The 13,255-nt window shown below is 66.9% G+C and carries 11 protein-coding genes; 9 read left to right on the top strand and 2 right to left on the bottom strand.

The genetic code is table 11. The annotated features are described in order from the left end of the window. Positions 1-6 precede the first annotated feature (6 nt). A complete protein-coding gene (gene ilvN, locus AAF184_07155) occupies positions 7-723 on the bottom strand; it encodes an acetolactate synthase small subunit (GenBank protein ID MEO0422095.1) in 717 nt (238 codons plus the stop codon). On the opposite strand from ilvN, the gene ilvB reads away from it, so the two are divergent. The 4 genes from ilvB (at position 607) to AAF184_07175 (ending at position 6,544) form a co-directional block, all read left to right on the top strand. Then, positions 607-2,469 (top strand): biosynthetic-type acetolactate synthase large subunit, encoded by a 1,863-nt coding sequence (gene ilvB / locus AAF184_07160; GenBank protein ID MEO0422096.1) that lies wholly within the window; start codon positions 607-609, stop codon positions 2,467-2,469. The genes ilvN and ilvB overlap by 117 nt on opposite strands. A gap of 138 nt (positions 2,470-2,607) precedes the next feature. Then, positions 2,608-3,594, top strand: coding sequence for a ketol-acid reductoisomerase (gene ilvC, locus AAF184_07165; GenBank protein ID MEO0422097.1), 987 nt, complete (start codon positions 2,608-2,610; stop codon positions 3,592-3,594). Then, positions 3,591-4,814 (top strand): DegT/DnrJ/EryC1/StrS family aminotransferase, encoded by a 1,224-nt coding sequence (locus AAF184_07170; GenBank protein ID MEO0422098.1) that lies wholly within the window; start codon positions 3,591-3,593, stop codon positions 4,812-4,814. The genes ilvC and AAF184_07170 overlap by 4 nt, the downstream gene beginning before the upstream one ends. A 65-nt stretch (positions 4,815-4,879) precedes the next feature. Next, the gene (locus tag AAF184_07175; protein ID MEO0422099.1) at positions 4,880-6,544 is read left to right on the top strand and encodes a SulP family inorganic anion transporter; all 1,665 of its coding nucleotides are present in this window, start codon (positions 4,880-4,882) and stop codon (positions 6,542-6,544) included. 3 nt (positions 6,545-6,547) lie between these two features. On the opposite strand, the gene mutS is transcribed toward AAF184_07175, so the two are convergent. Continuing rightward, positions 6,548-9,127: a DNA mismatch repair protein MutS gene (mutS, locus tag AAF184_07180; protein MEO0422100.1), complete on the bottom strand. Its 2,580-nt coding sequence runs from the start codon at positions 9,125-9,127 to the stop codon at positions 6,548-6,550. A 136-nt stretch (positions 9,128-9,263) separates the two neighbouring features. Between mutS and AAF184_07185 the strand changes: the two genes are divergently transcribed. From AAF184_07185 to AAF184_07205, 5 genes are all read left to right on the top strand, one after another. Then, positions 9,264-10,367 carry a glycosyltransferase gene (locus tag AAF184_07185; GenBank protein ID MEO0422101.1) on the top strand — a complete coding sequence of 368 codons (1,104 nt, stop codon included), beginning with the start codon at positions 9,264-9,266 and terminating at the stop codon, positions 10,365-10,367. Between the two features lie 100 nt (positions 10,368-10,467). Further along, entirely contained in the window at positions 10,468-10,953 is a 486-nt protein-coding gene (locus AAF184_07190) for a glycine zipper 2TM domain-containing protein (GenBank protein ID MEO0422102.1), read from the top strand. A 123-nt stretch (positions 10,954-11,076) separates the two neighbouring features. Beyond that, positions 11,077-11,586: a nicotinamide-nucleotide amidohydrolase family protein gene (locus AAF184_07195; protein ID MEO0422103.1), complete on the top strand. Its 510-nt coding sequence runs from the start codon at positions 11,077-11,079 to the stop codon at positions 11,584-11,586. A gap of 196 nt (positions 11,587-11,782) precedes the next feature. Next, positions 11,783-12,841 (top strand): recombinase RecA, encoded by a 1,059-nt coding sequence (recA, locus tag AAF184_07200; GenBank protein MEO0422104.1) that lies wholly within the window; start codon positions 11,783-11,785, stop codon positions 12,839-12,841. Positions 12,842-12,917: 76 nt separating this feature from the next. Continuing rightward, positions 12,918-13,255: regulatory protein RecX (locus tag AAF184_07205; GenBank protein MEO0422105.1), on the top strand; the 338-nt coding region annotated here is incomplete at its 3' end.

Here is a 13,255-nt window from a genome sequence, read left to right on the forward strand (position 1 = left end):
CGCTTCCTACTCCGAGGTGAGCCCGTAGGGTGCCCAGGAGGTGCGCGGCTCGCCCACGGACGCCGCGACGGGGCCGCTGCGGGCGAGGGTGAGCACCTCACCGTGGCGCGCGGCCACCTCGATGAAACGGTCGACGTCCGCACCCGAGGCGCTGTATTCCAGCGTGAAGGTCTCGGCCCGCTCGTCGAGCACGCGCCCGCCTCGATGGTTGACCAACTCCTCCAGCGTCTCGCGGCGCTCCGTCGCCACCCGCATCTTCAGCAGCAGCAGTTCACGTTCGAAGTGCGGGCCGTCCGTGAGATCCACCAGGTCCACCACGTCCACCAGCTTGAGCAACTGGCTGCAGATCTGTCCGATCACCGCGTCCGGACCCTTGGTGACCAATGAGATGCGGGACACGCGTTGATCCGCCGTGGGCGCCACGTTGAGGGTCTCGATGTTGTAGCCGCGGGTGGAGAACAGTCCGGCCACGCGGGTCAGGGCACCGGCCTCGTTCTGCAGGATGATGGAGATGATGTGGCGCATATGGCCGGAGCCCTTGATTTCCGATTGCTGCAAAGCGTTAATCTGGAAGATACCGTTTCTAAATCCGTAGTGGCTACCCCAATGCTGGAACACAGTGCTGATGTTAGCGCCGAGCAGTCCGCGCACCCCCGTGCGGGTGAGACGCTCACCGGTGCCGAGATCATTGTCGAGGTCTTGGCGCAGGAGCGTGTACGGCACATCTTTGGCTACAGCGGCGGAGCGATCCTGCCCACCTTCGATGCCGTCTTTCGCTACAACGCCAAGTGCGAAGAGGCGGGCGAGGGCCAGGCGGATGGCATCGAGATGGTGGTGCCCGCGAACGAGCAGGGCGCGGCCTTCATGGCCTCCGGCTACGCCCGTGCGAGCGGTGAGGTCGGCGTGGTCATGGTGACCTCCGGGCCCGGCGCCACCAATACGGTCACCTCCGTGCGCGACTGTATGGCGGACTCCACCCCCATCGTCGTGCTGTGTGGTCAGGTGCCGACCACGGCGATCGGTACCGATGCATTCCAAGAGGCGCCCGTCAGCAGCATCATGGGTGCCGCCTGTAAGCACGTGTTCCTGGTTACCGAGGCGGATCGGCTGGAAGCCACCCTGCGCACGGCCTTCGAGCTGGCGCGCAGCGGGCGGCCCGGGCCCGTGGTGGTGGATATTCCAAAGAACGTGCAGACCGCGGAGCTGACCTTTGCCGGCGCCGGCACCCTGCCCATCCCCGGCTACCGCCAGCGCATGGCCCGCATGGAGCGCAACGTCCTGCGGCCGGAGCAGATCGAGCGCTTCTTCGACATGCTGCGCGAGTGCGAGGCGCCCCTGCTCTACGTGGGCGGTGGCGCCATCAACGGCGAGGCCAGTGAGGCCGTGAGCGCCCTGGCCCGCGAGTGCGGCATTCCCGTGGTCACCACCCTCATGGGCATCGGCGCCTTCGACACCACGGACGATCTCTCCCTGCACATGCTCGGCATGCACGGCACCGCCTTCGCCAACTACGCCGTGGAGGACTGTGACTTTCTTATCGCGGTGGGCTCGCGCTTCGACGATCGCGTGGCAGGCGTACCGTCCCAGTTCGCGCCGAAGACCCGGCACATCGCCCACTTCGATATCGACGTGTCCGAGATCAACAAGGTGAAGGCCGTCGATTGGCATCACGTGGGCGTGCTCGGCGATGCCCTGCGCGCGCTCATCGCCCATGCCCGCACCACGGGCTTCCGCAAGTCCTTCGCTCGCTGGCATGAACACGTGCAGGGCCTGAAGTCGCGCCATGCGATGAACTACGATCGCGACGCGCAGCTCATTCAGCCCTACCACGTGATCGAGGAGATCAACCGCCACACCAAGGGCAAGGCGATCATCGCCACCGGCGTCGGCCAGCACCAGATGTGGGCGGCCCAGTACTTCGATTTCTGCGAGCCGCGCCTGTGGCTCACCTCGGGCAGCATGGGCACCATGGGCTTCGGCCTACCGGCGGCGATCGGCGCCCAGTTCGCCGCTCCTGAGCGCCTCGTCATCGACATCGACGGCGATGCCAGCATCCGCATGAACCTCGGCGATCTGGAGACGGTGACCACCTACAACCTGCCCGTGAAGGTGGTTGTGCTGAACAACTTTGGCGACGGCATGGTCAAGCAGTGGCAGAAGCTCTTCTTCAAAGGGCGCCTCGCAGCGAGCGACAAGTCCTTGCACAAGAAGGACTTCGTGAAGACGGCGCAAGCCGACGGCTACGACTACGCCGTGCGCCTGGAGCGCAAGGAAGATCTGCCGAAGGTGATCGCGCAGTTCGTGGCCTACCCTGGCCCCGCGTTCCTCGAGGTGATCATCGATCCGGATGCGGGCGTCTACCCGATGGTGGGGCCCGGCATGAGCTACGCGCAGATGGTGACCGGTGATCACATCGTCTCGCGCGACCCGGTCGAGCCCGGCGCGGTCGATCCCACCGAGATGTTTTAGTGTCCCATCCCAGGCACTAGTCCACGCCGCCCCGCCACGCTGCGCAGCGCGCGCGGCGGCGGTGCGGCTCAGCTACCCTATTGAAAACACCCCGCTCGTACGCCTAACGCTGCGACGACTGCCAGGAGATCAAACAGAGTGAATATCTACACGCAGAAGGACATGAGTTCCGCGCCCCTCGACGGCAAGCGCATCGCGGTGCTCGGCTACGGTAGCCAGGGCCGCGCCCACGCCTTGAACTTGCGCGATAGCGGCTACGAAGTGGTGGTGGGCTTGCGTCCCGGCGGGGCCAGCTGGGACAAGGCGGTGGCAGACGGCATGGCCGTCGCCGAGCCCGTCGAGGCCGTCAAGGGCGCTACCTTGGTGGCGATCCTCACCCCGGACACCTCCCAGGCCGGGCTGTACAAGCAGATCGAGAATCATCTGGACAGCGGCGCTACCGTGCTCTTCGCGCACGGCTTCAATGTTCACTTCGGCACCATCGAGCCCGGCGCCGGCGTGGACATCGTGCTCATCGCGCCGAAGGGCCCCGGTGATCTCGTGCGCCGCCAGTACGAGCTCGGTCGTGGTGTGCCCTGCCTGGTCGCCGTGCACCAGGACGCCAGCGGCCAGGGCCTCGCCCGCGCGTTGGCCTACGCCCACGGCCTGGGCGGCAGCCGCACGGGCGTGCTCGAGACCACCTTCAAGGAAGAGACGGAAACGGATCTGTTCGGTGAGCAGGCGGTGCTCTGCGGCGGCGTTACCGAGCTCGTGCTGAAGGGCTTCGAAACCCTGACGGAAGCCGGCTACAAGCCCGAGGTCGCCTACTTCGAGGTCATGCATGAGCTGAAGCTCATCGTCGACCTGTTGCACGAGGGTGGGCTCAAGAAGATGCACCAGTTTGTCTCCGAGACGGCCAAGTGGGGTGACCTCATCTCCGGTCCGCGCGTGGTCGATGCGCACGCGAAGGATGCGATGAAGGCCGTGCTCACGGATATTCAAGACGGTACCTTCGCGCGCGAGTGGATCGCGGAGAACGACAAGGGCAAGCCGCGCTACGAGTCTCTGCTCAAGGATGACCTCGAGCATCCCATCGAAGAGGTGGGCGTCAAACTCCGCGGCTACATGCCCTGGCTGGAGGAGTGAGCCACGACGCTGGGGCGGGCGAGACCGCGATCAGCGCCGTACCCCTGCTGGACCTCAAGGCCCAGTACCAGAGCATCCGCGATGAGATCGAGCCGGTCCTGCGCGAGGTCTGCGACAGCCAGTACTTCGTCCTAGGGCCGAAGGTGGCGGCCTTCGAGGAGGAGGTCGCCGCTTACTGCCAGACGCCCCAGGCGATCGGCGTCTCCTCCGGCACGGACGCCCTGCTCGCCGCCCTCATGGCCTTCGACATCGGCCCCGGCGACGAGGTGATTACCTCCCCGTACTCCTTCTTCTCCACGGCTGGCACCATCGCCCGCCTGGGCGCCCGGCCGGTGTTCTGCGACATCGACCCAGCCACCTACAACCTCGACCCCAATGCCGTCGAGCGGTTTCTTCGCGAGCAGTGCGAGCGTCAGGCCGACGGCACCCTCGTGAATCGCGCAACGGGCGGGCGCGTGCGCGTACTGATGCCCGTGCACCTGTTCGGGCAACTGGTCGACATGGACGCGATGCTGGCGTTGGCGCAGGCCTTCGATCTCAAACTGATCGAGGATGCCGCCCAGGCCATCGGCGCCGAGGACGAGCAGGGCAGGCGTGCAGGCAGCCGGGGCGATATCGGCTGTTTTTCCTTCTTTCCAAGCAAAAACCTGGGCGCCTTCGGCGACGGCGGCCTCTGCGTCGCGCGCGATGCCGACGTGGCGGAACGTCTCCGCGTGCTGCGGGTGCACGGCGGGGAGCGGCGGTACTACCACAGCGTGGTCGGCGGCAACTTCCGGCTGGATGCGTTGCAGGCGGCGGTTCTTTCGGTAAAGCTTCGCTACCTGGATGCCTGGACAGCAGGCCGGCAGGCCAACGCCCAGTACTACGATGAGGAGATCGCGCGCGCGGTGGGGGATGCGCTCATCCTGCCCACGCGAACGCCCGGCTACCGCCATATCTTCAACCAATACGTGGTGCGCTTGGCGGCTGAGGGGGGCGACGCGACGCAGCGGGAGTCCTTCAAGGCGAGCTTGCGGGAACGGGGGATTGGTTGCGAGGTCTACTATCCCGTCGCGCTGCACTTGCAGGAGTGCTTCGCACCCCTCGGGTATCGTCGAGGTGATTTGCCGCATGCCGAGCAGGCGGCCGATCGCACGCTGGCCCTGCCGGTCTACGCTGAGTTGACTGAGGCTCAGCAGGACTATGTGGTTAGCGGTATCGCTAGGTATTTCGATCCTTGAGCTAGGGTCGAGCCCGCGGTGAGCCGCGAAGTGGACTGAACGCTTTGTAGGGAACGGACTTCACTATGGGCTTTTTCTCGACTCCGGATCTTAAGGGCGATATCTACGGTGGTGTCACGGCGGGCGTCGTCGCCCTGCCGCTAGCCCTGGCGTTGGGGGTGGCCTCCGGCGTCGCGGACGGCGCCATCGCGGGGATGTACGGCGCCATCGCCGTGGGCTTCTTCGCAGCCATGCTCGGCGGCACCCCGTCTCAGATCTCAGGCCCCACGGGGCCGATGATCGTGGTGGTGGTGGCGCTCGTGGAGTCGCTCGCCCGCGAGGGGCATCCACCGGAGCTCGTCTTCACCGCCGTCATGATGGCCGGCGCGCTGCAGATCGTCTTCGGCGCCCTACGCCTGGGACAGTACATCCGCCTCGTGCCCTACCCGGTGGTCTCCGGGTTCATGAGCGGTATCGGTGCCATCATCATCATTCTGCAAATCGGTCGCCTGCTGGGACAGGAGCCGCCCGGCGGAACGGTCGCGGCGCTGCGCTTTCTTCCGGAGGCCATCGCCAACGTCAACTTGAACGCCGTGCTCATCGGTGCGATTTCTCTCGCCGTGGTGTACGGCTGGCCCCAGCGCTGGGGTAAGTTCCTGCCGTCGCCGCTCGCGGCCCTGATCGTCGCTACGATCGCGAGCTTGTTCATCGAGGTGCCCGTTCTTGCCGATGTGCCTACCGGGTTGCCGGAGCTTCATCTGCCCGCTTTTGGTCTTCTGTTTGCGGACGGCGGCGCCGTGCTGTGGGTCGTGCTGAAGGCGGCGATCATCCTGGCGGCCCTAGGGGCTATCGACAGCTTGCTCACCTCATTGGTCGCCGACAACATGACGCGCACGCGCCACGATTCGAACCGCGAACTCTTCGGCCAGGGCATCGGCAACATCGTCGCCGGCTTCCTCGGTGGTATCGCAGGGGCCGGCGCCACGATGCGCACCGTGGTGAACATCCGTGCCGGCGGCAACACGAAGATCTCCGGGATGATCCACTCCGTGATCTTGCTGGTCATCGTATTGGGGGCCGGGCCGATTGCAGCCGCTATTCCCCACGCGGCGTTGGCCGGCATCCTGGTCAAGGTAGGTGTCGATATCATCGACTGGACCTACCTTCGCCGGGCGCACCGCGGTCCGCGCTGGGATCTTCTGCTCATGGCCTTGGTGCTCGGCTTGACGGTCTTCGTCAATCTGATCGCGGCGGTGTTGCTCGGCGTCTTCCTTGCCGCCTTGGCGTTCGTCCGTCAGGTGGCGCAGCAGCAGCTCGAGTTGCTGCAGGGCCTCCCCGATCGGGTAGAGGATCCCCAGGAGGCCGAGCTGTTCGAGCAGGCTCGCGGCCGGGTTACCGTGTTCGACCTGGCAGGCCCGTTGAGCTTCGGCGCGGCCGCCGACATGGGGCACCACGTGCGCATGAAGTCCAAGGAGGACGCCGGCGCGATCATCCTCGACTTCTCGCGCGTGCCTTTCATCGATGTGTCCGCCGCGCGGGCGGTGGAAACCGTGGCGTGTGATGGCAAGCGCATGGGCAAGAACGTGTATGTGAGCGGTGCCAACGAGAAGGTACGTGCCACGCTCAAGGGGCTCGACGCGGACCACTGCCTGGAGGTCGACGCTTACCATCCGAAGCGGATCGATGCGCTTCGCATGGCGGTGCAGGCGATCAAGCAAGCCGACGGCGGCGCGACGCCGCAACCCGCTTAGGCGCTATTGCTTGTTTAGGAGTGCGCGCAGGGCGTAGAGCGCGTCGTGCGCCTGGCGTGGCGTGAGCTCGTCCGGGTCTAGCGCCTCCACCCGCTCGCGGATGGGGTCCTTCGCTGCTTGCGGCGAGGCCTCCGCTTTCGCGGTGGGCGCGAAGAGGGGGAGCGAGGTTTGCTGGCCCTCGCCCTCGTGGCGTGCGTAATCCTGCTCCAACTCGGCCAGATAGGCTCGCGCCTCGTCGATAACGGGGCGCGGCACGCCCGCCAGCCGCGCCACCGCCAAGCCGTAGCTCTGGTTCGCGGGCCCGTCCTTCACCGCGTGCAGGAACACCAACTGCTCCCCGTGCTCCGTCGCGTCCAGGTGGACGTTGGCGCAGCCGTCCATCTCCCGTTCCAGGGCCGTGAGCTCGAAGTAATGGGTGGCGAACAGGGTAAAGGCCCGCACCTCGCGCGCGATGTAGCGCGCGGCGGCCCAGGCCAGGGACAGGCCGTCGAAGGTGCTCGTGCCGCGGCCCACCTCGTCCATCAACACCACGCTGCGCTCGGTGGCGTTGTTGAGGATGTTCGCTGTTTCGTTCATCTCCACCATGAAGGTGGAGTTGCCACCGGCGAGGTCGTCGGAGGCGCCGATGCGGGTGAAGATCCGATCGACGGGGCCGATCGTGGCGGCGCGCGCCGGGACGAAGCTGCCGGCGTGGGCCAGCACCAGGATCAGCGCGGTCTGTCGCATGTAGGTGGACTTGCCGCCCATGTTGGGGCCGGTGATCACCAGCAGACGCCGCTCAGGGTTCAAGGTGAGGTCGTTACCGATAAAGGGGGCGTCCAGGGTCTGCTCGACCACGGGGTGGCGGCCGTCCTCGATGGTGATGACGGGGTCGTCGCTGAGCGTGGGTCGTACCAGACGTAGGGCCTCGGCGCGTTCGGCGAGGTTGGCGTAGACATCTAGGGTGGCGAGGGCGTCGGCGAAGGCCTGCAGCGGGGCGATCACTTGACCTAGCTGCGTTAGTAGGTCCTCGTAGAGTTGCTTCTCGAGTGCCAGGGATTTGTCTCGGGCGCTCAGCACCTCATCCTCGTGGCGCTTCAGCTCCTCCGTAATGAAGCGCTCCGCGCCTTTGAGCGTCTGGCGCCGGGTGTACTCCGCGGGCGCGTCGCCGGACTGGCCGCGCGAGAGTTCGATGTAGTAGCCGTGCACGCGGTTGTAGCCCACCTTCAGGGTGGAGAGCCCCGTGCGCTCGCGTTCGCGTTGCTCGAGTTCCACCAGGAAGGCATCGGCGTTCTGGGACAGATCCCGCAGGCGATCCAGGGTCTCGTCGTAGCCTGGGGCGATGACGCCGCCATCGCGAATCAGGGGCGGTGGCGCCTCGATCACCGCACGGGTGAGCAGGGTGGCCGTGGCCTCGTGGCCAAGTAGGGCGTCGGCGATCTCCCGCAGCAGCGGCGAGGTGATCTCGGCCAGGAGCGCTGCGATCGCTGGGGCCGCCGTGAGCGCGTCGCGCAGCTGGGCCAGGTCGCGGGGGCGGGCGGACCCCAGGGCGACGCGCGAGACGATGCGTTCCAGGTCGCCCAGGTCGTTCAGTGCATTGTGGACGGCGCTTGCGAGCCGCGCCTGGTCGAGGTGTTCGACGGCGTCGTAGCGGGCGGCCAGCAGCGCGTGATCGCGGCGCGGGCGCGTGAGCAGGCGTCGCAGGCGCCGACTGCCCATGGGGGTGGCCGTTCGGTCCATCACGCCTAGGAGGGTGAACTCGTCGCGCCCGGCGAGGCTGCGGTCGAGTTCCAGGTTGCGTCGGGTGATCGCATCCAGCACGAGCGCCTCGTCGCGCCGCTCCGTACGCAAGGTGGTGAGGTGGGGCAGGGCGCTGCGCTGGGTGTCCCGCACGTACTGGAGCAGGGCGCCGGCGGCGCCGACCGCGAGCGGCAGGCCGTCGCAGCCGTAGCCCGAGAGGTCCCGCGAGCCGAGCTGCTGGCAGAGCAGGCGCTGCGCCGCCTCGTGTTCGAAGTGCCATGGGGGGCGTTCGCGTGCAGCTCGCCCCTCCATCAGTCGTTCGGGCAGGGTGAGCCCCTCGTAGAGCAGGATCTCCGCCGGCTGCAGTCGCTCCAGCTCGGCGGCGAGGGCCGCCAGACCGTCCACCTCCATCACGCTGAACCGGCCGCTCGCCAGATCCAGCCAGGCGAGGCCGATGCGCGTGTGCTCGTCTGGGATGGCAGCGTTGCTGGCGACACAGAGCAGCAGGGTGTCGCGGTGGCTCTCGAGCAACGACTCGTCGGTGAGCGTGCCCGGGGTGACGATGCGCGTGACGCGACGTTCGACCGGGCCCTTGCTGGTGGCCGGGTCACCGACCTGTTCGCAGATGGCGACGGTCTCACCCAGGCGCACGAGTTTGGCGAGGTAGGTGTCGGCCGCGTGGTAGGGCACACCGGCCATCGGGATCGGGTGACCGGCCGACTTGCCGCGGGTGGTCAGCGTTATGTCGATGAGGCGGGCGGCCTTGCGTGCATCGTCGAAAAACAGCTCGTAGAAATCGCCCATGCGGTAGAAAAGTAAAACATCCGCATGCTCCGCTTTCAGCGTCAGATACTGACGCATCATCGGCGTATGATCCTGTAAGCTGGCGGGCGTTGAGGAAGAGGGCGCGGTCATTCGAGTCGGAACCAACACGGCGAAACCCACATCGTACACGACGCGCGCGGCGCCTCTTGCCGAGGAAACCATCCGCCCCCTGCGCGTGGTGCACGTAGAGGCCGGTCGCCACGTGTTCGGTGGCGCCCAGCAGGTGCTCTACCTGCTCGAGACCTTGCCGCGCCTCGCCATCCAGAGCGTGCTCGTATGCGCCCAGGGCAGTGACGTGTCCGTGGCCGCCCACTCGCGTGGGTTGCCGGTGGTGGGCATGAAGATGGGGGGCGATCTGGATGCCGTCCTCGCCCTGCGCCTGGCCGCTCACCTGCGTCGTGAAGGGGCGGATCTGGTGCACTTGCACTCGCGCCGCGGGGCGGACACCTGGGGTCTGCTCGGGGCCAAGCTCGCCGGGGTGCCCGCGGTGCTCTCGCGGCGCGTGGACAATCCGCCCGGGCGCGTACTCGGCACCCTCCTGAAGGGCGCCTACCGACGCGTCATCTGCATCTCCAACGGCATCGCCGAGGTGCTGCGCGAAGCGGGGGTGAGCGATGAGCGCCTCACGGTCATCCCCAGCGCCGTCCACGCCGAACGCTTCGCCACCCCCTGCAGCGACGACGAGCTGCGCCACCGGCTCGGGCTGCCGCGCGACGCCCTGGTGGCCGGCATCGTGGCCCAACTGATTCCGCGCAAGGGCCATCGCTACGCCTTCGAGGCGCTCGCGCAACTCCTGCGCTCCCATCCCCGCCTACACCTGGTGTGCTTCGGGCGTGGGGATCTACGGCCCTCCCTCGAGGCCCTCGCACATAAGCTGGGCCTTCACGATCACGTTCACTTCGCGGGCTTTCGCGATGACATGGCCCGCCTGCTCGGCGCCCTCGACATGCTCGTTCATCCTGCCCTAGCAGAAGGCTTAGGCGTGGCGCTGCTCGAAGGGGCGGCGGCGGGTTGTCCACTCATCGCCACCCAGGTGGGCGGCATCCCGGAGATCGTCCGCCACGGGGTTACCGGGCGTCTGGTGCCGCCAGGCGACGCGCGAGCCTTGGCCGCGGCGATGGAAGCTACACTTAACGAACGCGCTAACGCGCGTCGCATGGTGAGTGCGGCGCGCCGCCTGGTGGCGGAAAATCACTCGGTGATCGCCATGGGTAAGGCCAATGCCCGTGTGTATCAAGAAGTGTTGGCCAGTGCTCTTCCTGCAGGAAAAGCTAGCTGACAAGCTGTAGCTCGGTAGCGACAGACGCTATCCGATGTCAACACGCACTTCCGCTGCGCGTTGTACTCCCCAACTACTTTCCAAGAATCAGGAGACGACCATGAATAAATCCATGCTTGGCGGAGTGTTGCTGGGGATTGCGGTGGCGACGACGGGTGCCGTCGTTGCTGGCTTCGGGTTGAGCGGCGCGCCCGCGCCGCGAGAGGCGATTGTGGAGGCGGCGCCAGCGCCCGCGAATTCGCTCGCCGCGCCGAGTACGCCCACCCCCGTTGCCGCCACCCCCGCCCCCGCAGAACCTGTCGTGGTGGCAGAGGTTGCGCCGGCACCGGAAGTCGTGTGCCGTGAGGTGGAAGTGGTGGACGAGGGTGACATCAAGGATGACAAGAAGATCGCGGGTACTGCCATCGGTGCCGTGGTCGGCGGCGTCGTCGGCAACGCCATGGGTAAGGACGATGGCAAGATCGGCACGGTAGTCGGTGCCGCCGCCGGCGCGGTGGCGGGGCGCGTGGCGCAGGATCAGTACCAGGACGGTAAGAAGGTGACTCGCTACGAGACCGTTTGCGAGGAAGTGCCCGCGAGCAATTAGTATCGCGACCGAGCGAAAAGATTAGCTCACGCATACGGGCAGTCTGGCATCGCCAGGCTGCCCGTTTTCGATTCCGCAGTACCCCTGGAGCGCACCGCAGTACCCGGTGCTACTATCCTCCATATGGACGCCCCGACCGACGCCGAGCTCTACCACCTGGCCGAGCAGCTGGGCGGGTGCCTGCACGCCGTCGGGCTTCGCGTGGTCACCGTAGAGTCCTGCACCGGTGGGTGGATCGCGAAAGCACTCACGGACGTCGCTGGCAGTTCCGCCTGGTTCGAGACCGGCTTCGTCACCTATGCCAACGCTAGCAAGCAGCAGCTCGTTGGCGTGTCAGCCCACACCCTCGCCGCGCACGGGGCCGTCAGTGCCGAGACCGTCGCCGCCATGGCCGGCGGCGCCCTGCGCACGTGGCCCAGCGCCACCCTGTCCGTCGCGGTGAGCGGTGTGGCCGGTCCTGGCGGGGGCAGCGCCGAGAAGCCCGTCGGCACCGTGTGGTTCGGTTTCGGGGATGCCCGCCGTAGCCCGGGCGCCGTGGTGCAGACGGAAAGCTGCCTGTTCGAGGGCGATCGCCGGGCCGTGCGGGCCCAGACCGTGGCCCACGCTCTTCGCGGGCTGCAGGCCCGAATCTAGCTCAGGGCACTAGCTACCGAAAGCCGTTTCTGGCGTTCACGGGGAAATATTCACCGCCCCGTATCCTTCCCCTGCCTGTACTGTATATACTCACAGGTATCGTGCCTATGTGCAGAGGATTGCTCAAATTTTGATCACCGCGTGCGGCTCGCCAGGCGCAGCCGGCACGTCGCGCGGTCCCACCGGAGGGCGGAAGATGGAACAGAACAGGGAAAAGGCGCTCGCAGCGGCGCTCTCACAAATCGAAAAGCAGTTCGGCAAGGGATCGGTCATGCGCATGGGCGATGGCGCCGATGCCGCGCGGGACATCAAGGCCGTCTCCACCGGCTCGCTGGGGTTGGACGTCGCCCTCGGTATCGGCGGCCTGCCCTACGGCCGCATCGTCGAGATCTACGGGCCGGAGTCCTCCGGTAAAACCACGCTGACCCTGCAGGTGGTGGCCGAGGCGCAGAAGCAGGGTGGCACCTGTGCCTTCGTCGATGCCGAGCACGCCCTGGACCCGAGCTACGCCGAGAAGCTCGGCGTCGACGTCGACGATCTGCTGGTCTCCCAGCCCGATACCGGTGAGCAGGCCCTGGAGATCACGGACATGCTCGTGCGCTCCGGCGCCGTCGACGTCGTCATCGTCGACTCGGTGGCCGCCCTGACGCCGAAGGCGGAGATCGAGGGCGAGATGGGTGACTCCCACGTGGGCCTGCAGGCGCGCCTCATGTCTCAGGCCCTGCGCAAGCTCACCGGTAACATCAAGCGTTCCAACACGCTCGTCATCTTCATCAACCAGATCCGCATGAAGATCGGCGTAATGTTCGGCAGCCCCGAAACCACCACCGGCGGCAACGCGCTGAAATTCTACTCGTCGGTCCGCCTGGACATCCGTCGCATCGGCGCGGTCAAGAAGGCCGATGAGGTCACGGGTAACCTCACCCGCGAGAAGGTGGTGAAGAACAAGGTCTCGCCGCCGTTCAAGCAGGCCGAGTTCGAGATCCTCTACGGCCAGGGCATCTCGCGCGAGGGCGAGCTGATCGACATGGGCGTGGCCCACGATCTCGTGAACAAGGCGGGTGCCTGGTACAGCTACCAGGGCGATCGCATCGGCCAGGGCAAGGACAACGCCCGGAACTACCTCCTGGAGCACCCGGACACCGCCGCCGAGATCGATGCAGCCCTGCGCGAGCGCCTGTTGCCGAAGACCGGTGCCGGCGCGCAGGCCAACGGCAGTGGCGAGGAAGACGCGGCTGAAGAGCTGCTGAACTAGGGGCTCGCTCCGGCCCATGCGCCACCAAGCGAACTCGCTGAGTGACGCGGATGCGACCACGCTGCGGCGGCGGGCGATGGATTTACTCGCCCGTCGTGAGCATGGCCGCGAGGAGCTGTCGCGCAAGTTGGTGATGCGTGGCGCCCTGCCTGAAGACGTTGCCCCCGTGCTCGAGGCACTGGAGCGTGACGGCCTCCTCAGCGAGTCCCGCTTCGTGGAGGCGTTCGTGCGGCAGCAGCTGAGCCGCGGCAAGGGCCCCTTCGCCATCGAGCATGGCCTGCGTGAGCGCGGCATCCGTGCGGGCGACGCTGCCCTCGCGTTGGAGGCGCTGGACGTTGACTGGGTGGTGCAGGCCCGAGCGGTCCGGATTCGCCGCTTCGGCGCCGGTTCGCCCGACGGTGAGGCCGCGCGAGC

This window comes from Pseudomonadota bacterium (assembly GCA_039815145.1).
Classification (GTDB): Bacteria; Pseudomonadota; Gammaproteobacteria; order Steroidobacterales; family JBCBZW01; genus JBCBZW01.